Genomic DNA, 20,647 nt, shown 5'->3' with positions numbered 1-20,647 from the left:
CGTCGGAGGAAGGGAGCCCGCATGACCGGCGCATCGCCCCCGCGCGACGGCTTCGCCGTCGTGGAGATGTTCACCTCCCAGGGCTGCCCGCCCGCCGAGGAGGTGCTGTCCGAGATCGACCGGGACGCGCGCGAGCGCGGGGAGCGGATCTACACGCTCGGCTTCCACGTCGACTACTGGGACCACCTGGGCTGGGCCGACCCGTACGGCGCGGCGGCGCACACGCTTCGGCAGGAGCGGTACGCGCGGGCGCTGCGCTCCGGCGGGCTCTACACGCCACAGATGATCGTCAACGGGACCGTCGAGTTCGTCGGGTCGGACCGCAGGCAGGCCACCTCGGCGATCGACGCCGCGCTGGCCGCGCCGCCCGGCACGCCGGTGACGCTGTCCGTCGTGGCGGCCGACGCCGGGCACGTGGTGCTCGACTACGAGACCGGCGCGCTGCCCGAGCAGGCCCGGCTGAACGTGGCGGTGGTGGAGCGTGGCCTGGAGAACGACGTCCCCCGGGGCGAGAACGCCGGGCGGCGGTTGCGCCAGGACACGGTGGTGCGCGCGTTCTGCTCCGTCGAGCTGAACGGCGAGCGGGGCCGGTTGGAGATCGACGTGCCGGCGTCGCCCGACCCGCGCCGCGCCTCGGTCGTCGGATACGTGCAGCAGGGCGACCGGGCGGTGGTCGGTGCGACCGCCGTCGACCTCGGCGACGGGAGCCGGTGATGACCCGGGCCGCGGTGGCGACCCGGCTGCCGCCGATCGACGTCCGCCGCTGGGTGAACTCCGCGCCGCTGACGCCGCAGGAGCTGCGCGGGCGTGTGGTCCTGGTGGACGTCTGGGAGTACACCTGCGTGAACTGGATCCGCACCGCCCCGTACGTGCGGGCGTGGCACCGCGACTACCGTGACCTGGGGCTCACGGTGATCGGCGCGCACGCGCCGGAGTTCGCGTTCGGCCGGCGGCCGGAGAACATCGACCGGGCGATCCGCGACCACGGGCTCACCCACCCGATCGCGATCGACGACGACTACACGTTCTGGCGTGCCCTGCGCAACGACGCCTGGCCGGCCAGGTACCTCTTCGACGCCGACGGGCGGCTGGCCGACCGCTGGGTCGGCGAGGGCGACTACGACCGGACCGAGGCGCTGATCCGGCGGCTGGTCGAGGCCGCCGCGCCCGCGACCGCGCTGCCGCCGGTCACCCCGGAGGTGACCGCGTTCGTGACCGGCCCGCAGCCCACGTACGCCGGGATCACTCCCGAGACCTACCTGGGCGCCGACCGGGGGGTGCCCGGCACGTACGCGCTGACCGGCGACTGGCGGGTCGAGGGCGAGTACGTCGAGACGGGTGATGCCGGCGCCGAGCTGGTCCTGCCGTTCACCGCCGGTGAGGTGAACCTGGTGGCCGACCCGGGCCCGGAGGGACCGGCCGGGATCCGGGTGCTGCTGGACGGGAAACCGGCCGGGGACGCGCGCGGCGCCGACGTGGGGCCGGACGGCCGGGCCCTCGTCGACCGGGCGGCCATGATCCGGCTGGTCGACGGCGCGACGCCGGGGGAGCACCGGCTCACCCTGCGCGCCGAGCGGCCCGGCTTCCGCGCGTACGTCTTCACGTTCGGTCCCTGACTCCGGGCCGGATGCGGCCGGGTGGCATCCCACCCGGCCGCATCCGTGCGTCCGGGGTCAGACCTCGGTCAGCCGGACCGCGTCGGCGATGACCAGGCCGGCGGCGGAGCTCCACCGGCTGACCGCGACGCGGTTGGCGTCCCCGGCCGGCAGCGTGAACGTGCCGAGCGAGCGCCACTGCCCGCCGGTCGCCCGCTGGTCGACCACGACCGTCCGGTTGCCGGTGGTCGTGGCGACGATGTACGGCGTGGCCGCGTTGTAGCCCGCGTTCGCCGGCCACCACGCCTCGACCCGGTAGTTGCCGGTACGCGGGACGTTGAACTTGTACCAGGCCGCGTCGCTCGCGGCGACCGGGTCCGCGTAGCGGTAGTCGGCGCCGTAGCGCTGCCCGGAGTACGTCGAGGTGCCCCAGTTGGCGCTCGCGGTGAACCGGCCCGCGGTGGCGTTGTCCACGATCGACGTCCAGCCGGTGCCGCCGCCGGCCATCTTGGCGGCCACGTCGGCGCGCATGGTGTTCAGGTCGATGAAGGACGGGTCGATCTTGCCGGTGGTGCTGGTCTCCCGGTGCCCCCGGGCGTAGCTGGAGTCCCGGCCGAGCCGCTTGAGCACGGCGGCGGTCGCCGCGATGCTGGCGTTGTACTGGGCGGTGGTCATCTGCTGGTCGACGCCGTTGTAGTCGATCTCCCACCCGATCATCAGCGTGTTCCCGTCCCCGGCCGGGATCGGGCCGCTGCCGCCGCTGGTGCCGGCGTGGTTGCACCGGCCGGCGGAGATCACGTGGAACACGCCGTGGTAGTCCACGAGCGCCTGGCAGAGCGGGCCGGGCAGGTCGGAACGGCCGTTGATGCAGATGTTCAGCGCCGGGTGCGGGTTGCCGGCGCTGGAGGTGGCGGCGGTGTGGTGCCAGAGCACCCCGATCGGGTCGAAGGAGCCGGGGCGCATCCGGTTGAGCCAGTCGCCCTCGACCACCACCTGCACGCCGGCGGCCCGCAGCACGTCCACCAGCCAGGGAATGGTGGCCATCACTGCTCCCGGAGCAGGTCGGCGAGGCACTCGGCCTTCGGCGCCGCGAGCGCCTGGCCGGGACGGACGGCCACGGCGACGGCGGCGGCCATCAGGGCGGGCACGCCGAGCAGACCTCGGCGTCGTAGACGGGGGGATCGTGACGTGGGCATGGCGCTCCTCGGGTGACGGCGCTCCATCGATCGACGGATGTGAGTGCGGGCACGCTATACCGCCACCGGGCCTCTTGTCGATACCCTTCAATGATCGTTTCTGTCGTGAAAACTTTCGCCACCGCCATCTGTCGTCATCTGTCGATGCGTGGTAGAAATCCTGCCCAAGTCTCGCCGTCGAGCGAGGAATCCTTCACAGGAGGGGCGCCGATGAGAGCGATCGCCACGGCCCTGACGCTTCTCGCGGTGGTCGCGGCCGCGGCCGTCCCGGCGACGGCATCGGCCGTTCCGGCCCGGCCGCAGTCCGCCGCCGAGCCACCGGCGGCCGTCGCCGCGGTCGGCCCGCAGCCCGGCACCTTCACCGGCAAGGGCTTCGACACGTGCACCGCGCCGTCCCAGGCCGCGATGGACGCCTGGCTGGCCGCTTCGCCCTACCGCGCGGTGGGCGTCTACATCAGCGGCGGCAGCCGGACGTGCGCCCAGCCCAACCTGACCGCGACCTGGGTCGCCGACCAGACCCGCAAGGGCTGGCGGCTCATCCCCATCGAGCTGGGCTACCAGGCGCCGTGCGGCACCCGTACGCCGAAGATGTCCGCCGACCCGGCCACCGCCCGCGGGCAGGGGAGGACCGCGGCGGACAGCGCGGCCGGGGCGGCGCAGGCCCTCGGGATCGGCGCCGGCAGCACGCTCTACAACGACATCGAGCAGTACCCGACGACCACCGCCTGCCGGGCCGCGGTGCTCTCCTTCCTCTCCGGCTGGGTCGAGCGCCTGCACGCGCTCGGCTACCTCGCCGGCATGTACTCCAGCGGCTCGTCCGGCATCAGGGACGTCTGCGACGCCTACCGCGACACCCGGTACCTGCGGCTGGACCAGATCTGGATCGCCTGGTGGAACGGCGTCGCGGACACCGACGCGGGCACGTACTGCGCCGACGACCGCTACGCCGACCAGCAGCGCCTGCACCAGTACGCCGGGGACGTCACCGAGACGTGGGGCGGCGTGACGATGAAGATCGACCGCAACTACCTGGACGTACGGGCCGCTACGCCGCCCGCGTCGTGGAGCGTGACTGTCGACAACGCCACGGCGGGCGGGTTCACCGCCGGCGCGGCCTGGGGCACCTCCGCGTACTCCGGGCAGCGCTACGGCGCCGACTACCGCTTCGCCGCGCCGGTGGCGGCCAGCGACGTGGCCTGGTTCCGGACGACCCTGCCCGCGACCGGCGCCTACGAGGTCTCGGTGTGGTACCCGGCCGACCCCGGCTACAACGACCGCACCCCGTACCTGGTGGCCACCACGACCGGCAACCGGACGGTGGCGGTCGACCAGCGCACCGGTGGCGGACGCTGGGTCTCGCTCGGCGTGTTCACGCTCGCCGCCGGGACCGGGGACAAGGTCGGGGTGAGCCGCTGGAGCGCCGGCGCGGGTTACGTGGTCGCCGACGCGGTCCGCATCACCCGGGTCTGAAGCCCGGCCCTACCGGCGGCGAGCCGGTCCCGCCGCGGCGGGACCGGCTCGCCGCGGCCGGCTCAGCTCAGGTGCGCCAGCAGGGCGGTGGCCATGCCCTGCTCACCCCGGGCGTTCGGGTGGAACGGCGCGGCGGCGTTCTGCGGAATCAGCCCCTCCACCCAGCGGGTGCCGCTGCTCTTGCACGCGTCCCGGCCGATCGACGGGGTGTAGACGTCGGCGTAGCTCGCGCCGCCCGCCGCCGCGGTGTCGGCGAGCATCGTGTTGAGCGCCTTCTGGACGCCGCGCAGGTACGGCACGTCCTGGTAGGCGATCGGCACCACCGGCCAGCAGCCGTACCCGCTGTCGGGCAGGATCGCCGGGTACCCGAGCACCACCACGCGCGCGTTCGGCGCGGCCTGGCGGACCGCCCGCAGCACCGCCGTCACCTTCGGCGCGGTGGCGGCGATCCGGGCCCGCAACTGGTCGGTGCCGCCCGCGGTGTACCGGTCCTTGCAGGGCGACCCGAGCGGGCTGCTCACGCTGGCCTCGGCGCAGTCGCTGATGATGCCGGAGAAGCCGATGTCGTTGCCGCCGATCTGGACGGTCACCAGCGCGGTGGCCGAGGTGACGGCGTTGACCTGCGGCGGCAGCGCGATGCCCAGCGCTCCGTCGCCGCCGTACAGGATGTCCTCGGTGGTGGCTCCGGAGCAGCTCACGTCGGCGAACGACGCCGACCCGGCGGACGCCGCCACCAGGGACGGGTAGTTGCGGTTGGAGCGCAGGCAGTTCAGGTCGACCTGGGTGGGGACGAGCGGGGCGGAGGTGTAGGAGTCGCCGAGTGCGACGTAGCGCCCGGCGGGCGCGGCGGCGACGGCGGGTGCGGCGGCGGCGAGCAGCACGCCGGCGGCGGCCGCGACGAGCGCGGTCATCCGGCCGGCGGTCCGCAGGAGCGGCAGGCGGGGACGGTTCATGGGGCCCTCCCGGAGGGGTCCTGGTGGTGGTGCTGGGATTCTGTCCGCGCCTGTGACATGCGTCAATATCGATGAACCTCACTAAATGGCGGCCCAGGATGTGGTCCGTCGCCGTCCGTCCCGACGGCCGCAGGTGTCGCGTACGTCACACTTTTCGGCGTCACCGATGTCGGGTACAGGTCGGTCGCCGAGCGGTCGATCCGTTGCGTCACAACGTTCCCCGGCCCGTCACGCCTGGCAGGCGGGCGGATGCCGGATCCGGGCACGTACGCACCGGAGTGACCCCGGCACGGCTGGTGAAGAACGTATCGACTGTCGGCGATCGTGAATTTGCAGGCGTCACTACGCTGCGGAGTGGTTGATCGCCGGAAACCACGGACGACAGGTGGAAGAACCTCAGATGAGTGACAATCACCCTCCCTACGGAGGCTATCCGGACCCGAACGCCGGAGCGTGGGGCAACCAGCCCGACCCGAACGCCCCGTACGGCGCGCAGCCGGCCTCCGGCGCGCCCTACGGCTCGCAGCCGGCCTCGGGCGCCCCCTACGGCGCCCAGCCCGGGTCGGGCGCCCCCTACGGCGCGCAGCCCGCGTCGGGTGCGCCGTACGGCGCGCAGCCCGGGTCGGGTGCCCCCTACGGCGCGCAGCCCGCGGCGCCGTTCCCCGGCCAGCCGGGCTACCCCGGGCAGCCGGCGCCGTACGCGCCCACCCCGCCCCCGAGCGGCGGCAAGAGCAAGGGCCTCATCGTCGGCCTCGCCGCCGGCGCGGTCACGCTGACGCTGCTGTGCTGCGGCGGTGGCCTCGCCTACGTCGCCTTCAACGGCGACGAGGAGGACCCGAAGCCGGTGGCGTCGGGCAGCGCCACCCCCGGGCCGGACAACAGTCCGTCCGCGACCCCCAGCGCGGGCGGGCCGGAGTCGAGCGGGCCGGACGGGTCCAACAACAACTCGCTGACCGCGCGGTACGCCAGCGAGATGTCGGCGGTCTGCGACGGGGGAGCGATCCTCAACGCCGCGCCGTACACCGCGCCGGCGGGCTCGAAGGCGTACGTCTTCTCCAACGCCCCGGACCGGCCGTCCTTCTGGTCGCAGAAGACGGTCAGCTCGGCCAAGCCGTACTACGCGAAGTCGGCTGACTTCGCCACGGTGTCCGTCATCGGCTGCCTCAAGATGGTCGAGGGCAGCGAGGGCACGCCGAAGAAGTGCCAGTACAAGAACAGCGAGGACAAGGTCGTCACGGTCGACTACATCTCCTCCCGGTACACCCTGACCTTCCACGCCGCCAAGACCGGCGAGAAGGTCGGCGACGGCGGCACGGTGACCGCGCCCGCGGCCCGGTGCCCGAGCTTCATCTCCTACAACAAGGTGACGATGAAGTCGTACGCGTCCCCGGACAGCGGCACCATCGAGGCCGCGCTGGACCGGTTCCTCAAGTAGCGGCACCCCGATCGCGGTGTGCGGGCCGGCCGGCCCGCACACCGCGATCGGCGGCTCAGGCCGCGGGCAGCGGCCGGCCGTGCTCGCGGGCGGAGATCCGCAGGGCCGGCGGTCAGAAGTCGTCGTCGAAGGTGACCGAGCCGGTCACCCCGACCTGGTACGCCGACACCCGGCGCTCGAAGAAGTTGGACAGCTCCTGCACGTCCTGCAACTCCATGAACGCGAACGGGTTGCCGCTGCCGTACATCGGGGCGATGCCGAGCACGGCCAGGCGCCGGTCGGCCACGTGCTGGAGGTACTCACGCATGTCCGCGAGCGACATCCCGGGTACGCCCTGCCCCAGCAGGTCCGCGGCGAAGCTCACCTCGCACTCCACCGCCTCGGCCAGCATCTCCCTGACCTGCTTCTCCATCTCGTCGTCGAACAGGTCCGGCTCCTCGGCGCGTACGGTCTCCACCACGTCGAAGGCGAACGCCATGTGCATCGACTCGTCCCGGAACACCCAGTTGGTGCCGGACGCCAGCCCGTTGAGCAGGCCCCGGGACCGCAGGAAGTAGACGTAGGCGAACGCGCCGTAGAAGAACAGGCCCTCGATGCACGCGGCGAAGCAGATCAGGTTGAGCAGGAACGCCCGCCGGTCCGCCCGGCTCCGCAGTTCCCGCAGTTCGAAGATCGAGTCGATCCACCGGAAGCAGAACTCGGCCTTGCGGGCGATCGACGGGATGTTCTCCACCGCGGCGAACGCGGCGAACCGCTCCTTCTCGTCCGGCACGTACGTGTCCAGCAGGTTCAGGTAGAACTGGACGTGCACCGCCTCCTCGAACAGCTGCCGGGACAGGTAGAGCCGGCCCTCGGGGGAGTTGACGTGCTGATAGAGGTTGAGCACCAGGTTGTTGGCGACGATGGTGTCGCCGGTGGCGAAGAACGCCACCAGCCGCGACACCAGGTGCCGTTCGGCCGGGGACAGCCTCGCCAGGTCGGCCAGGTCTCCGTGCAGGTCCACCTCCTCGACCGTCCAGGTGTTCTTGATGGCGTCCTTGAACCGGTCGAAGAAGCGCGGGTAGCGCATCGGCCGCAGGGTCAGGTCCATGCCGGGGTCGAGCAGCATGTGCCGGGTCGGCGCGGTGGTGGTCACTGGCATGCCTCGCAGCTCTCGGGGTTCTCCAGGGAACAGGCCGGCGCCTCGTCGTCGCTCACGGCGGAGACCACGCCGGAGACCGGGGCGAGCACCGGGGCGACGGTGGCCTGCTGGATGCGGGTGGCGGGACGGGAACGCAGGTAGTAGGTGGTCTTCAGCCCGGCCTTCCAGGCGTACAGGTACATCGAGGAGAGCTTGCCGATGGTCGGCGCGCTCAGGAACAGGTTCAGCGACTGGGACTGGTCGACGAAGGGCGCCCGCGCGGCGGCCAGGTCGATCAGCGCCCGTTGCGGCAGCTCCCAGGCGGTGCGGAACAGCTCCCGCACCGGCGCGGGCAGCTCGGTGATGTCCTGCACCGAGCCCTCGGCCCGCTTGATCCGGTCGCGGACCTGCGGCGTCCACAGCCCGCGCGCCTTCAGCTCCCGCACCAGGTACGTGTTGACCTGGAGGAACTCCCCGGACATGGTCTCGCGCTTGAACAGGTTGGACACCTGCGGCTCGACGCACTCGTAGCAGCCGGCGATGGAGGCGATGGTGGCGGTCGGCGCGATCGCCACCAGCAGCGAGTTGCGCAGCCCGTGCGCGGCGATCCGCTCGCGCAGCGCCGCCCACCGCTCCGCCTGCGCCGGCTCCGCGCCCCACAGGTCCGGGTGCAGGTCACCCTTGGCGGCCCGGGTCTGCGGGTACGCCGGATGCGGGCCGAACTGCTCGGCCAGCCCGGCGGAGGTCTCCAGCGCGGTCAGCAGGATCTCCTCCTGCACCCGGGTGGACAGCTCCCTGGCCTGCGCCGAGTCGAACGGCAGGCGCAGCGTGAAGAACGCGTCCTGCAACCCCATCAGCCCGAGCCCGACCGGCCGCCAGCGCGGGTTCGACGCCGCCGCCTGCTCGGCCGGGTAGTAGTTGATGTCGATCACCCGGTCCAGGAAGACCACCGCCGTGCGTACCGTGGCGCGCAGCCGCTCCCAGTCCACGCCGTCGGCGGTGACGTGGGCGCCGAGGTTCACCGAGCCGAGGTTGCACACAGCGGTCTCGGCGTCGTCGTTCACCTCCAGGATTTCGGTGCACAGGTTGGACAGGTGGATCACGTTGCCCGGCTCGCCGGTCTGGTTGGACAGCCGGTTCGCGGCGTCCTTGAACGTCATCCAGCCGTTGCCGGTCTGCGCGAGCGTGCGCATCATCCGCCCGTACAGATCCCGGGCCTTCACCGTGCGCACCGCGTTCTTCTCGGCCGCCCGGTACGCGGCGTCGAACGCCTCGCCGTACAGGTCGGGCAGCTCCGGCGCGTCCGACGGGTCGACCAGCGACCACTCGCCGTCGGCCTCGACCCGGCGCATGAACTCGTCCGGGATCCAGTTGGCCAGGTTGAGGTTGTGCGTCCGCCGCGACTCCTCGCCGGTGTTGTCCCGCAGCTCCAGGAACTCCTCCACGTCCGGGTGCCACGGCTCCAGGTAGACGCAGGCCGCGCCCTTGCGCCGGCCGCCCTGGTTGACCGCGGCCACCCCGGCGTCGAGCGTCTTGAGGAACGGCACGATGCCGTTGGACCGGCCGTTGGTGCCCCGGATCAGCGCGCCCCGGCCGCGTACCCGCGACCAGGAGATGCCGATGCCGCCGGAGAACTTGGACAGCTTCGCCACCTGGTGGTACCGCTCGTAGATCGAGTCCAGCTCGTCGCGCGGCGAGTCGACCAGGAAGCACGACGACATCTGGGTGTGCCGGGTGCCGGAGTTGAACAGCGTGGGGGAGCTGGGCAGGTAGGCCAGGGCGGACATCAGCCGGTAGAACCCGATCGCCTCGCCCGGGGTGCGGGACAGCCCGCAGGCCACCCGCAGCAGCCAGTACTGCGGCGTCTCCACCACCAGCCGCGTCCGCGGGTGCCGCAGCAGGTAGCGGTCGGCCACCGTACGCAGTCCGAAGTACTCGAACCGCAGGTCGCCGTCGGGGTCCACGGCGTCGTCGAGCTTGCGGGCGTGCCGGGCCACGAACGCGGCCGTCTCGTCGCCGATCAGCCCCAGCCCGTGGGCGTACGCGATCGACTGGCTGAAGCTCGCCACGCCCTGACCGCGGACCTCCTTGTCCACGTACGCGGCGAGCAGCCGCGCGGCCAGCTTCGAGTACTGCGGCTCCTCGCCGATCAGCTCCGCCGCGGTCTGGATCGACAACCGGTCCAGCTCGGCGGTGGTCGCCCCGTCGTAGAGCCCGCTTATCGTCTTGGTGGCCACCCGCAGCGGGTCCACCTCGTCCAGGTCGGCGACCCAGCGCTCGACCGCCCGGACGATCTTGCCGACGTCCACCGGCTCGGTGTCGCCGTCCCGCTTGCGTACCCGCATCGCCGGCCGGCGGGCCTCGGCCCCGCCGGTCCCGGACGGGGGACTCTCCTGTACGACAGTCATGACCTCTCCTCGCTGTCACCGTCTGGAGACGGCGGGAGACGCCAACGGGCGCGGCGCACGGCCGGCCCGGCTGCTGGCGTCGGTCGTCCCGCGCGACCTCCGGCCGCCGTGCGCGGAGGCGCACGGCGCGCTGGCAGGTCTTCGGACTCGCGGGCCCGACCGGGTCGCCGGTCGCCTACTGGCCGTCGCTTCCCAGGCCGGTGGCCCAGTGCTGTTGACGGCTGTCGTTCCCACTCACCGCTGCGGGGCAGTCCCGGACTTCCACCGGGTTCCCTCTTGCCTCGGACGGACCAGTGACGGCCCGGCCGAACCAGCTGCGAGGAACACCATATATGGCGGTGAGGGCTTCCTGGCAACACCAGATGTCGTGTCGGCGTGTCGGATTGATCTCACCGTCCACAGTGCCTACCCCCGATTCCGGCGCGACGCGGCGGGCGCGATACTCGGCGTATGGGGAAAACCGGGCGCCGCTGGGCGTGGGTGGCGGTCCTGCTCGTCGGCGTCGGGCTCCACCTGCTGGTGCTGGAGACACTCGCCGGCACCGGGACCGTCACGTTCGTACCGGCGCTGATCGTGCTCGGCGCGTCCGTCGCGCCCGCCACGTTCCTGGCCTTCGCCCAGGGCCGGCCGGCCCGCCGCCCGGTCCCCGGCTCCGTCGTCGGCGTCGCCGCGCTCCTCGGCGGCGTGATCGGTGTCGTCGCCGCCGGCTGGCTGGAGTACGGCACGCTGCACCGCCTCGGCTTCCTGCCGATGGCGCTCGTCGGCCTGGCCGAGGAGACCGCCAAGCTGATCGTGCCGGCCGGCATCCTGATGCTGTGGCGGCGGCACCCGTCCCCGGCGCAGGGGCTGGTGATCGGCGTGGCCTCCGGCGCCGGGTTCGCCGCGCTGGAGACCATGGGCTACGCGTTCGCCGCGTTCGTCGGGTCGCAGGGCAACCTCGGCGCGGTCGAGCAGACGCTGCTGGTACGCGGCCTCACCGCGCCCGCCGCGCACCTGGCCTGGACGGGGCTGACGGCCGCCGCGTTGTTCACGTTCGCCGCCGCGCCCGGCGGCCGGAAACTGGCGGCCTTCCTGCTCACCTTCGCCGCCGCCGTCACGCTGCACACCTGCTGGGACACGTTCGGCACCCAGCCCGCGTACGTGTTCATCGGCGGCGTGTCACTGGGCTGGGTGCTGCTGCGCCTGTACCTGGACCGCGAGCGGCCGGCCGCGTCCGGGACGCCGGCCGCGCCGGCGCCCCGGGAGCCGGCGGCGCATCCCGGCTGAGCCGGACCCCCGGGCGCGCACGGTCATCAGGCCGGCGCCGATCCCGTCCCCGCCGCGGCCAGCGGGGCGGCGCCGAACGAGACCGCGAACCGCTTGCACCAGATCGACACGCTGCGCAAACCGTCCAGGTCCACCGACGCCGGGATGTCGTACGCCTGGTCGCCGATGTTGCCCTTGAGCCGGCCCAGCTCGACCCAGCGGCCGTCGTCGAACACCTGCCAGCCGGCACGGCCGGGCAGCACCTTCCGGTCGGTGAGCCAGACCCGCAGGTCGGGTCCGTCCGAGGTGTCCAGTCCCCGCAGGAGAAGCTGACGGCGCCCGTCGGCGAGGCGGACCAGCTGCGCCCGGCCGGACGTGTCGTGCTCGTGGGTGACGAAGTCACCGGCGGCGAGGACCACGTCGGCGGGCGCCGCGCCGGTCGACGGCGGTCCGCTCGTGCCGGTCGACGGCGGGCCGGTCGTGCCGGCCGGCAGCGGCTCCGCCACCGTGGGCAGGGCCTCGCGTACCTCGCGGTCGGTCACCAGCCGCCACGGCTGGAACAGGTACAGGCTCACCCCGAGGCCGGTGACGGCCACGACGGCGAGCACCGACAACACCACACGTCTTCTGCCCATGCCGTCACGGTAGGCGCGGACCCGGCGGAAAGATCTTTCCGTCCGCTTACGGCTCGACCGCGGGCCGCCGCACCGGGCCGCCGATGGGTAGCGTCTGGCCCATGGGGCGCTATGTGCTCGTCGTCGACGACGACCGGACGGTGAGCGACGTCGTCCGGCGCTACCTGGAACAGGACGGCTGCCGGGTCCGGCTGTCCTTCGACGGGCCGGACGCGCTCGCTGCGGCCGAGGAGGAGCCGCCCGACCTGGTGGTCCTCGACCTGATGATGCCGGGTCTCGACGGCATCGAGGTGTGCCGGCGGCTGCGTCGCCGGCTGCCCGGCCTGCCGGTGGTCATGCTCACCGCGCTCGGGGACGAGGCCGACCGGGTCGCCGGGCTGGAGGTCGGCGCGGACGACTACGTGACCAAGCCGTTCTCGCCGCGCGAACTCGTGCTGCGCATCAGGTCGGTGCTCCGGCGCGCGGCCCCGCAGGACCGGGGACCGACCGGGGTGCTGCGCGACGGGGATCTCACCGCGGACACCGGCCGGCGGGTCGCCGATCGCGGCGGCCGGTCGCTGTCGCTGACCGTACGGGAGTTCGACCTGCTCGCGTTCCTGCTGGCGAATCCGGGACGCGCCTGGTCGCGGGCCGAGTTGCTGGACCGCGTGTGGGGCTGGCGGTTCGGCGACCAGTCCACGGTCACCGTCCACGTCCGGCGGCTACGGGAGAAGATCGAGGACCACCCGGCGCAGCCCCGCCGCATCGTCACCGTGTGGGGCGTCGGTTACCGGTACGAGCCACAGGACGCGTCCCGGTGAACGAGCTGCTGGTCATCGGGCTCTACGCGCTCCTCGCCGGCGCGGTCGTCGGCGCGCTCGGCGTGGGCGCGCTGCGGCTGGTGCGCCACCGGTCGATCCTCGCGCACATCGCGGTGCTGCTCGCGGTCACGATCGCCTCGGTGACGGCGGGCGTCACGGCCGTCGCCCAGGCCATGTTCCTGTCCGCGCACGACCTCCAGGTCGTCCTCGTCACGGTCGCGGCGTCCGCGGCGGTCAGCCTGGCCGTCGGGGTGGCGTTCGCCCGCCGGCTGGCGCAGGCGGCGGTGTGGGCCGACCAGGCCCGGCAGCGGGAACGGCAACTGGAGGCCGGCCGCCGCGAGCTCGTCGCGTGGGTCTCGCACGACCTGCGTACGCCGCTGGCCGGGCTGCGGGCGATGGCGGAGGCGCTGGAGGACCGGGTGGTCGACGAGCCGGCGGCGGTGGCCGAGTACCACCGCCGGATCCGGGTCGAGACGGACCGGATGACGCGCCTGGTCGACGACCTGTTCGAGCTGTCCCGGATCACGGCCGGAGCGCTGCGGCCCGCAATGTCCCCGGTCCCGCTCGGCGACGTGGTCTCCGACGCGATCGCCGCCACCGCGCCGCTGGCCGCCGACCGGCGGGTCCGGGTGCTCGCCCCGGAGACCGGCTGGCCGACCGTGCGTGCCGCCGAGGCCGAACTCGCCCGCGTCGTGACGAACCTGCTGGTCAACTCGGTGCGGTACACGCCACCGGACGGCACCGTGCGCATCGACGCCGGCCGGGACGACGACGACGCGTGGCTCGCCGTCTCCGACACCTGCGGCGGCATTCCCGAAGCGGACCTGCCCCGGGTGTTCGACGTGGCGTTCCGGGGCACCCGGGCCCGTACCCCCGCACCGGCCGGCGCCGACGAGGCGGCGCCGGCCGGGGGCGGTCTGGGCCTGGCGATCGTGCGCGGACTGGTCGAGGCGCACGGCGGGCGGGTGCACGCGCACAACGTGACCGGCGGGTGCCGGTTCGTCGTCCGCCTGCCCGCGGTCTGACCGGACGGGTCGCTCAGCCGGCGTCCGGGGGACCGGTCTCCACCAGGCGTCCCTCCGCCAGGCGCAGCCAGCGGCCGACGTTGATCGCGGCGAGGAACCGCTCGTCGTGGCTGACCACCAGCAGTGCGCCCCGGTAGGCGTTGAGCGCGCTCTCCAACTGACCGACGCTGACCAGGTCGAGGTTGTTCGTCGGCTCGTCGAGCAGCAGGAGTTGCGGGGCCGGTTCGGCGCCGAGCACGCAGGCGAGCGTGGCGCGCAGCCGCTCACCGCCGGAGAGCACCCCGACCGGGAGATGCGCGCGCGGGCCGCGGAACAGGAAGCGGGCGAGCAGATTCATCCGCTGCGCGTCAGGGGCCTGCGGTGCGAACGCGGCGAGGTTCTCCGCCACCGTACGGTCCAGGTCCAGCAGGTCCAGCCGCTGCGACAGGTACGCGATCCGGCCGTCGGCGCGGGTGATCCGGCCGCTCTCGGGCTCCAGGTCGCCGTCGATCAGGCGCAGCAGCGTCGACTTGCCCGCGCCGTTGGCGCCGAGCAGGGCGATCCGCTCCGGACCCCGGATCGTCAGGTCGACACCGCCGGCGGCGAACAGGGACCGCTCGCCGTGCCGCACCCGGACCCGTTCGGCGGTCAGCAGCGTGCGTCCGGCCGGGACGGTGGTGGCGGGCAGCTCCACCGTGATCTTCTTCTCGTTGCGCAGCGCCCGCTCGGCCTCGTCGAGGCGCGCCCGGGCGTCGTCGACCCGCCCGGAGTGCATCTCGTTCGCCTTGCCCGCTGCCACCTGTGCGTCCCGCTTCAAGCCGCCGGCGACGATCCTCGCCAGACCCGCGCTCTTCAGGTTGCGGGACGCGTTGCCGGCCCGCCGGGCCGCCCGCTCACGGGCCTCCTGCAACTCCCGCTTCTCCCGCTTGAGCTCCTGTTCGGCGCTGCGGACGTTCTTCTCCGCCACCTCCTGCGCGGCCCGCACGGCCGCCTCGTACGAGGTGAAGTTGCCGCCGTGCAAGCGCATCTCGCCCCGGTCGAGTTCGGCGATGCGGTCCATCCGGTCCAGCAGCGCCCGGTCGTGGCTGACCAGCAGCAGGCATCCGTGCCACTGCTCCAGCACGTCGTAGAGGCGGCGCCGGGCGCCGAGGTCGAGGTTGTTCGTGGGCTCGTCCAGCAGCAGCACGTCGGGCTGCTTGAGCAGCTGCGCCGCCAGGCCGAGGGAGACCACCTGACCACCGCTGAGCGTGCCCAGGCGCCGGTCGAAGGCGAGGTCGCCGAGGCCGAGCCGGTCGAGTTGCGCGCGCGTGCGCTCCTCGATGTCCCAGTCGCTGCCGATGGTGGTGAAGTGCTTCTCGTCGGCGTCACCGGCCTCGATGGCGTGCAGCGCCGCGATCAGCGGGGCGATCTCCAGGACCTCGGCCACTGTCAGGTCGGCGGCCAGCGGCAGGCTCTGCGGGAGGTAGCCCAGCACGCCGTCGACGGTCACCGACCCGGCGGCCGGCCGGTACTCGCCGGCGATCAGCTTGAGCAGCGTGCTCTTGCCGGCGCCGTTCGGCGCGACCAGTCCGGTCCGGCCGCCACCGAGGGTGAAGGAGAGGTTCCGGAAGACCGGGGTGTCGTCCGGCCAGGAGAAGGTCAGGTTCGAGCAGACGACGAAGGAATCGGACATCGGAAGGACGACCTCGAAGGTGAGGGCGGGCGGACCTCAGCCGCCCGGCGGGGGACACGGTCTCGGGGTACGACGAAACGACCACGGCGCTCGCCTGCGGTCGTTCACATGTCCGGGTCTTACCCGGAGATGTCGTCGTCACCCGCCATGTCTGGTCTCCCTGTGTGATCTTCGCGCTCGGACGTCCACGTCCGGGGTCCACGGTAGCACCGGCCGCTGCCGCGTGCGGGCGTGCCGGACCGCCGTCCGCGCGAGGAGGACATGACCGACCGCGTGCCTGGCCGCGGGTCGACCGAACCTGCATCATAGATACTCATGAATGCGCAGCAGTCTGCGGCACCGTGGCGCACGTTGACCGCCCCGCAGCGCGACCGGTGGGCCACAGTGCTCAGTCACGTGACGACAGCGATTCCGGCCGGCACCGCGTACGTCCTCGTCGACGGCCACGGGGACGAAGCCGCCCTGCTGGCCGACCGCCTGGCCGCCGCCCTGCTCGACGCGGGCCGCCCTCGTATCCGGCTGACCAGGGCGATCTGCGCCGGCCCCGCCGACCTCCGTGGCGGACTCACCCCGGGCTCGGTCGTCATCGCCGCCGGCCCTGCCTGGCGGGCTCACCTGCCCACCGGTCACTGGCACCTGACGATCTGGGTGCGGGGCGCCTCCCAGGTGCGCGGGCACCGCGACCGGAGCGGTTCCGCCGACATCGTGGTCGACCTGCACGACCCCGCGTGGCCGGTCATCCGTCACGTCGGCGCCTGGTTCGCCCACACCGACGCCTGGTACCGCACCGAGACGCAGGCGCTCTTCGCCGCCCGCGCCGCCGCCTGGGACACCGGGTCCGGCGACGACCTGGCCGCGTACGCCGCCGCCGTCACCGAGGCCGCCATTCCCGCCGGAGCCAGCGCCATCGACGTCGGCTGCGGCACCGGCCGTGCGTTACCGGCCCTGCGCGACGCCGTCGGACCCACCGGCACCGTCCTCGGCGTCGACCTGACCCCCGCCATGATCGACATCGCCCGGCCCCGGGCCCGCGCCGCCGACGCCGCGCTCGCCCTGGCCGACGTCCGCCGCCTCCCCCTGCCCGGCCGCGCCGTCGACGCCGTCTTCGCCGCCGGCCTGCTCATGCACCTGCCCGACGTCGACGCCGGACTGCGCGAACTCGCCCGCGTCACCCGCCCCGGCGGCCGCCTCGTCCTCTTCCACCCGTCCGGCCGCGACGACCTCGCCGCCGGTGGCGGCCGGGGCGCGCACCCCGGCGACCCCCTCGCCGAGACGCCCTTACGCCTCGCCGCCCACCGCACCGGATGGCACCTCACCGGCTACGACGACCTGCCGCACCGATTTCTCGCCCTCGCCACCCGGCGATGACCCCCGAGCCGGATGAGCAATCTGGGAGAAGAGGCCCTCGCGCCATGACGTCTAGCGTCGATCCGTGTACTTTCCGTGATCGCGGGCGAGGGGGATACCGCATGTCGAACGGGTTCATCGGCGCGCTCAACGGTCGTCATCACCGCATGGCACTGTCGGGCTTCATGGTCGTCGTGCTCGCGCACTGGGCGGAGCATCTGGTCCAGGCGTACCAGATCTGGGTGCTCGGCTGGCCCCGTCCGCAGGCGCGGGGTGTCCTGGGGGAGCTCTATCCGTGGCTGGTGACGTCCGAGGTCATGCACTACGGGTACGCGCTGCTCATGCTCGTCGGTCTCTTCCTCCTGCGCCCGGGGTTCGCCGGGCAGTCGCGCACCTGGTGGACGATCGCCCTGGCCCTCCAGTTCTGGCATCACATCGAGCACCTGCTGCTGCTGATCCAGGCGCAGACCGGGCACTTCCTGTTCGGCAGCGCGGTGCCCACGAGCCTGCTCCAGGTGGTCTATCCGCGCGTCGAGCTGCACCTGTTCTACAACTCCGTCGTCTTCATCCCGATGGTCATCGCCATGTACCGGCACCTGCGGCCCTCCGCCGCCGAGGAGCAGGCCATGATGTGCACCTGTGCGGGCCGCCGGGTGGCGCCGGTGCTGGCCGTGACGCGGGGTGGTGTGTGACCCGCGCCCGGTGGGCGTCCGCCGTCGTCGTGGGCCTCGTGGTGCTGTTCGGATGGACCGGAGCCGCGTGGGCCGGCTCCGGCGTGGCGAGCAGCGTCCCCACCGACGGCGCCGTCCTGGCGTCGGCGCCGTCGGCGGTCGAGCTGGTCTTCACCGGGCGGCCGGTGGCTGCCGCCTCGCACGTGGCGGTGCGGGACGCCGCCGGACGGTCGCTGGCCGTCGGCGAGCCGCGGCCGAGCGGGGACCGGTCCCTGGTGCAGACGGTACGGAGCGCCGAGCGCGGCGATGTCAGCGTCACCTACCACGTGGTGCTCGCCGACGGTGGTGAGAAGATCGGCACGCTGTGGTTCAGCGTCGGCACCGGGGTGCGGCCGGCACGGTCGTCGGATCAGGGCGGCGAGGCGGCCGCCCCGCTGCACGAGCACGGGATCGACCCGCTGAGCGCGGTGCTGCTCCTGGTCAACGCCGTCGTGGTGTTCGTGGCCGTCGCGATGCTCGTCCTGCGGCCACGGCGGGGCGTCGAGCCGCCGCCCGCCGCGGCTCAGCAACCGGAGATGAGCAGGCGCTGAGCCCGGCCGGGCGCGGCGGGCAGACGCCACAACGCGTCCACGGCGGCCATTCCCGGCCCGAGCGGCACCGGCGGAAGGTTGAGCCGCCGGGCCGCCGCCACCGCGCCGGGTGTTCCGTGCGCCATGCCGGCGCCGCTCCAGATCGACCATTCCGCCACCAGCGTCACCGCCCCCGGCAGGCCGGCCGCGAGGCGTCCGGCGCAGCGCCGCAGCAGCTCGTTGGCCAGGGCGTACGCGCCGAGGCTGCGGTGCGGCCGCTCGGCCGTGACGGAGCCGAAGACGAGTACCCGGCGTAGCGCGTGCCGGTCCACGGCATCCAGCGCGTGCCGCAGACCGTCCACCTTCGCCGCCTGGACGGCGGTCAGCCCGGCCGCCGTGCCGGCCGTGACCGGGCCGCCACGCAGCAGCCCGGCGCAGTGCACGACGCCGGCCAGCGGCCCGCGTCCGGTGCCCGCGAGTGCCCGGCGCAGTGCGGCGCCGTCGGTGACGTCGGCCCGGAGCACCGTCACCCCCGTGGTCCCCGCCATGCGGTCGAGATGCCGGCGGCCCGCGGTGCCGAGCCGCTCGGGCGTGGCCGTGTCGGCCAGGATCGGGTGCAGGCCGTGGCGGCAGGCCAGGACGGCGGCGACCCGCAGGCCGAGCCCGCCCAGCCCGCCGGTGACCAGCACGGCTCCGGCGGAACCGGCGGTGCCGGCCGCCGCGGGCAGGTGGGCCGGCTGCCAGTCGGTGGTGCTGAGCCGGCCGTCCCGGTCCACCCGCACCTCGCCGGCGACCGGGGTGGCGGCCGCGACCAGGCGGGTGGCGGCGCGCACCGCGGCCGGTGTGGGGCCCTCGGTCAGCTCCGCCACCACGCAGGACAGGCCGGGATGCTCCACGGCGGCGGCGCGAGCCAGGCTGCCGCCGCCCGCGCCCAGGTGCACGACCGCGAGCCGGCTGCCCCGTGCCACGGCCGCCCTGATCGCCTGTAGCAGGCGACGGTTGTCGACCTGGTGGAACGTGCGCCCGAGCAGCACGGCGACCGCCTCCGGCGCATCGTCGCGGCTCGCCGCCCGCAGCGCCGCGGCGAGCGGGTGCCGCTGCGGGCCGACAAGCGTCCACCGGTACGCCCGCGCGTCGCCGGGCGGCGCGATCTCGCGTTCCCGGGTCGTGCGGATGTCGAGCGTGGCCCTCATCGCAGGGTCGCGAGCAGAGTGGGGATGGCCTCGGCCTGGAAGTCCACATCCACGTCGAAGTCGTTGATCATGCCTTCGAGGACGAGCAGCGACATCAGCGGGAAGACGAACTCCGGCGCCGCCGTGATGCCGAACCGCCGCTGCAGGTTGAACAGCTCCGCGGCGAACGGCGCGAGCCGGAACTGCCCGGCGGTGCGGCGGTGGTTGCGCACCACGAGATCCCGCACGCCGGCCTGGAACGCCTGCACGTCACACCCCGGCGGTACGTGTTCGGCGCTGCGCAGGATGACCTCGGCGGCCTGCTGACCGCGACCCATGGACATGGACAGGAAGAACTCGGCGAACAGCCGCCGTACGTGCGGCTCGAGCCGGACCACGAAGCCCGCGTCGAGCAGCACCACCTCCTCCACCCGCAGGTAGAGGTTGCCGGGGTGCATGTCGCAGTGCACCAGCCCGTCGACGAACAGCATCCGGTACACGCCGTGCAGTACGCGCCGGACGATCTGGCGGCGCTGCTCGCGGTTGAGGTCGCCGGGCTTGAACTGCCGTAGGTCCGGGATCCACTCCATGACCAGGACGCCGTCGCGGCAGAGCGCCGGCAGTGGCGCCGGGATCCGGAACGACGCGACGTCGGCGAGGTTCTGCCGCAACTGCAGCAGCGCCGTCGCCTCCTGCGCGAAGTCGAGCTGCCGCAGCACGGCGGTGGAGACGTGGCCCAGCATGCGGCGCATCGGCACCTTGCGCAGGCCGGGCAGGCGCTCGAGCAGCCCGGCGCCGGCACTGAGCAGGTCGAGATCGCGGCGCATCTGCGGGCCGATGCCGCCGCGCCGCACCTTGACCGCCACCGGCGTGCCGTCGTGCAGCCAGGCCCGGTAGACCGAGGCGATGCTGCCGCTGGCCACCGGCTCGGTGCCGATCCGCACGAACGGTGTCCCGTCCGGATAGGCCTCGTCGAGCACCGCACGCGCCTCCCGGGCGGACATCGCCGGAACCCGGTCGTTGAGCCGGGCGAGCTGGTCGCACCACCGCCCGGGTAGCAGATCGCGACGTGTGCCCAGGATCTGGCCGCCCTTGACGAAGGTCGGGCCCAGCCGGGTGAGCAGTGTCGTCACCACGGCGGACGTGGGCGAGGCCCGCCGGGTGAGCCGCCGGCCGACCGCGACGGTGAGGTGCCGGACCGTGATCGCCGCCCAGGCCGCGGCGCGGCCGGACATCTGCGGTAGGGACGAGCGCGGTACGGACGTGGGCGTGTAAGCCACCATCGGAGCCCCCGATCGCTACATGTACTGACAGCTTAGGGAGGGATGGAAAGGCGTGAGAAGTGTCCAGGTTCA

At 73.3% G+C, this 20,647-nt stretch carries 19 protein-coding genes and 1 riboswitch; of the genes, 10 read left to right on the top strand and 9 right to left on the bottom strand.

What is annotated here, in order from left to right; genetic code table 11:
• Positions 1–21 precede the first annotated feature (21 nt).
• Complete coding sequence (locus ABIH81_RS26555) at positions 22–714, top strand: DUF1223 domain-containing protein (RefSeq protein ID WP_349877590.1); 693 nt, start codon at positions 22–24, stop codon at positions 712–714.
• Positions 714–1,616: a redoxin gene (locus ABIH81_RS26550; protein WP_349877589.1), complete on the top strand. Its 903-nt coding sequence runs from the start codon at positions 714–716 to the stop codon at positions 1,614–1,616. Before ABIH81_RS26555 ends, ABIH81_RS26550 begins: the two co-directional genes overlap by 1 nt.
• Positions 1,617–1,673: 57 nt before the next feature.
• Here the strand turns inward: ABIH81_RS26550 and ABIH81_RS26545 are convergent, their stop codons facing one another.
• Together ABIH81_RS26545 and ABIH81_RS26540 are read right to left on the bottom strand one after the other, a co-directional pair.
• Complete coding sequence (locus ABIH81_RS26545) at positions 1,674–2,639, bottom strand: N-acetylmuramoyl-L-alanine amidase (RefSeq protein WP_349877588.1); 966 nt, start codon at positions 2,637–2,639, stop codon at positions 1,674–1,676.
• Positions 2,639–2,791: a hypothetical protein gene (locus ABIH81_RS26540; RefSeq protein ID WP_349877587.1), complete on the bottom strand. Its 153-nt coding sequence runs from the start codon at positions 2,789–2,791 to the stop codon at positions 2,639–2,641. Before ABIH81_RS26540 ends, ABIH81_RS26545 begins: the two co-directional genes overlap by 1 nt.
• 210 nt (positions 2,792–3,001) lie before the next feature.
• Between ABIH81_RS26540 and ABIH81_RS26535 the strand changes: the two genes are divergently transcribed.
• A complete protein-coding gene (locus tag ABIH81_RS26535; RefSeq protein WP_349877586.1) occupies positions 3,002–4,261 on the top strand; it encodes a glycoside hydrolase domain-containing protein in 1,260 nt (419 codons plus the stop codon).
• A 62-nt stretch (positions 4,262–4,323) separates the two neighbouring features.
• Here the strand turns inward: ABIH81_RS26535 and ABIH81_RS26530 are convergent, their stop codons facing one another.
• Positions 4,324–5,214, bottom strand: coding sequence for an SGNH/GDSL hydrolase family protein (locus tag ABIH81_RS26530; RefSeq protein WP_349877585.1), 891 nt, complete (start codon positions 5,212–5,214; stop codon positions 4,324–4,326).
• Positions 5,215–5,614: 400 nt separating this feature from the next.
• Here ABIH81_RS26530 and ABIH81_RS26525 point away from each other — a divergent pair, with 400 nt between their 5' ends.
• On the top strand, positions 5,615–6,649 hold the full coding sequence (locus ABIH81_RS26525) for a hypothetical protein (RefSeq protein WP_349877584.1): 1,035 nt from the start codon (positions 5,615–5,617) through the stop codon (positions 6,647–6,649).
• A 112-nt stretch (positions 6,650–6,761) separates the two neighbouring features.
• On the opposite strand, the gene ABIH81_RS26520 is transcribed toward ABIH81_RS26525, so the two are convergent.
• Both ABIH81_RS26520 and ABIH81_RS26515 read right to left on the bottom strand, forming a co-directional pair.
• Positions 6,762–7,790 carry a ribonucleotide-diphosphate reductase subunit beta gene (locus tag ABIH81_RS26520; protein ID WP_349877583.1) on the bottom strand — a complete coding sequence of 343 codons (1,029 nt, stop codon included), beginning with the start codon at positions 7,788–7,790 and terminating at the stop codon, positions 6,762–6,764.
• Entirely contained in the window at positions 7,781–10,114 is a 2,334-nt protein-coding gene (locus ABIH81_RS26515) for a ribonucleoside-diphosphate reductase subunit alpha (protein WP_349881206.1), read from the bottom strand. The genes ABIH81_RS26520 and ABIH81_RS26515 overlap by 10 nt, the downstream gene beginning before the upstream one ends.
• Before the next feature lie 177 nt (positions 10,115–10,291).
• Positions 10,292–10,507: riboswitch (cobalamin riboswitch) on the bottom strand.
• Positions 10,508–10,627: 120 nt separating this feature from the next.
• Between ABIH81_RS26515 and ABIH81_RS26510 the strand changes: the two genes are divergently transcribed.
• Complete coding sequence (locus tag ABIH81_RS26510) at positions 10,628–11,443, top strand: PrsW family glutamic-type intramembrane protease (RefSeq protein ID WP_349877582.1); 816 nt, start codon at positions 10,628–10,630, stop codon at positions 11,441–11,443.
• A 26-nt stretch (positions 11,444–11,469) separates the two neighbouring features.
• On the opposite strand, the gene ABIH81_RS26505 is transcribed toward ABIH81_RS26510, so the two are convergent.
• The gene (locus tag ABIH81_RS26505) at positions 11,470–12,057 is read right to left on the bottom strand and encodes a DM13 domain-containing protein (protein ID WP_349877581.1); all 588 of its coding nucleotides are present in this window, start codon (positions 12,055–12,057) and stop codon (positions 11,470–11,472) included.
• A 101-nt stretch (positions 12,058–12,158) separates the two neighbouring features.
• Here ABIH81_RS26505 and ABIH81_RS26500 point away from each other — a divergent pair, with 101 nt between their 5' ends.
• A complete protein-coding gene (locus tag ABIH81_RS26500; RefSeq protein ID WP_349877580.1) occupies positions 12,159–12,857 on the top strand; it encodes a response regulator transcription factor in 699 nt (232 codons plus the stop codon).
• Between the two features lie 62 nt (positions 12,858–12,919).
• Positions 12,920–13,882: a HAMP domain-containing sensor histidine kinase gene (locus tag ABIH81_RS26495; RefSeq protein WP_349877579.1), complete on the top strand. Its 963-nt coding sequence runs from the start codon at positions 12,920–12,922 to the stop codon at positions 13,880–13,882.
• A 13-nt stretch (positions 13,883–13,895) separates the two neighbouring features.
• Here the strand turns inward: ABIH81_RS26495 and abc-f are convergent, their stop codons facing one another.
• Entirely contained in the window at positions 13,896–15,533 is a 1,638-nt protein-coding gene (gene abc-f / locus ABIH81_RS26490) for a ribosomal protection-like ABC-F family protein (protein ID WP_349877578.1), read from the bottom strand.
• A 315-nt stretch (positions 15,534–15,848) separates the two neighbouring features.
• Here abc-f and ABIH81_RS26485 point away from each other — a divergent pair, with 315 nt between their 5' ends.
• The 3 genes from ABIH81_RS26485 (at position 15,849) to ABIH81_RS26475 (ending at position 18,141) form a co-directional block, all read left to right on the top strand.
• The gene (locus ABIH81_RS26485; protein ID WP_349877577.1) at positions 15,849–16,901 is read left to right on the top strand and encodes a class I SAM-dependent methyltransferase; all 1,053 of its coding nucleotides are present in this window, start codon (positions 15,849–15,851) and stop codon (positions 16,899–16,901) included.
• Positions 16,902–17,002: 101 nt separating this feature from the next.
• Entirely contained in the window at positions 17,003–17,572 is a 570-nt protein-coding gene (locus tag ABIH81_RS26480) for a hypothetical protein (RefSeq protein WP_349877576.1), read from the top strand.
• Positions 17,569–18,141 carry a copper resistance CopC family protein gene (locus ABIH81_RS26475; RefSeq protein WP_349877575.1) on the top strand — a complete coding sequence of 191 codons (573 nt, stop codon included), beginning with the start codon at positions 17,569–17,571 and terminating at the stop codon, positions 18,139–18,141. The genes ABIH81_RS26480 and ABIH81_RS26475 overlap by 4 nt, the downstream gene beginning before the upstream one ends.
• Here the strand turns inward: ABIH81_RS26475 and ABIH81_RS26470 are convergent.
• Positions 18,114–19,313, bottom strand: a complete 1,200-nt coding sequence (locus tag ABIH81_RS26470; RefSeq protein ID WP_349877574.1) for a KR domain-containing protein — start codon at positions 19,311–19,313, stop codon at positions 18,114–18,116. The genes ABIH81_RS26475 and ABIH81_RS26470 overlap by 28 nt on opposite strands.
• Positions 19,310–20,527, bottom strand: coding sequence for an AarF/UbiB family protein (locus ABIH81_RS26465; RefSeq protein WP_349877573.1), 1,218 nt, complete (start codon positions 20,525–20,527; stop codon positions 19,310–19,312). Before ABIH81_RS26465 ends, ABIH81_RS26470 begins: the two co-directional genes overlap by 4 nt.
• Between the last annotated feature and the right edge of the window lie 120 nt (positions 20,528–20,647).

It is taken from the genome of Micromonospora sp. HUAS YX12 (assembly GCF_040215685.1).
Lineage (GTDB): Bacteria > Actinomycetota > Actinomycetes > Mycobacteriales > Micromonosporaceae > Micromonospora > Micromonospora tulbaghiae.
Note: the sequence above shows the minus strand (reverse complement) of the source record. Positions and strands in the feature narration are given on the sequence as shown.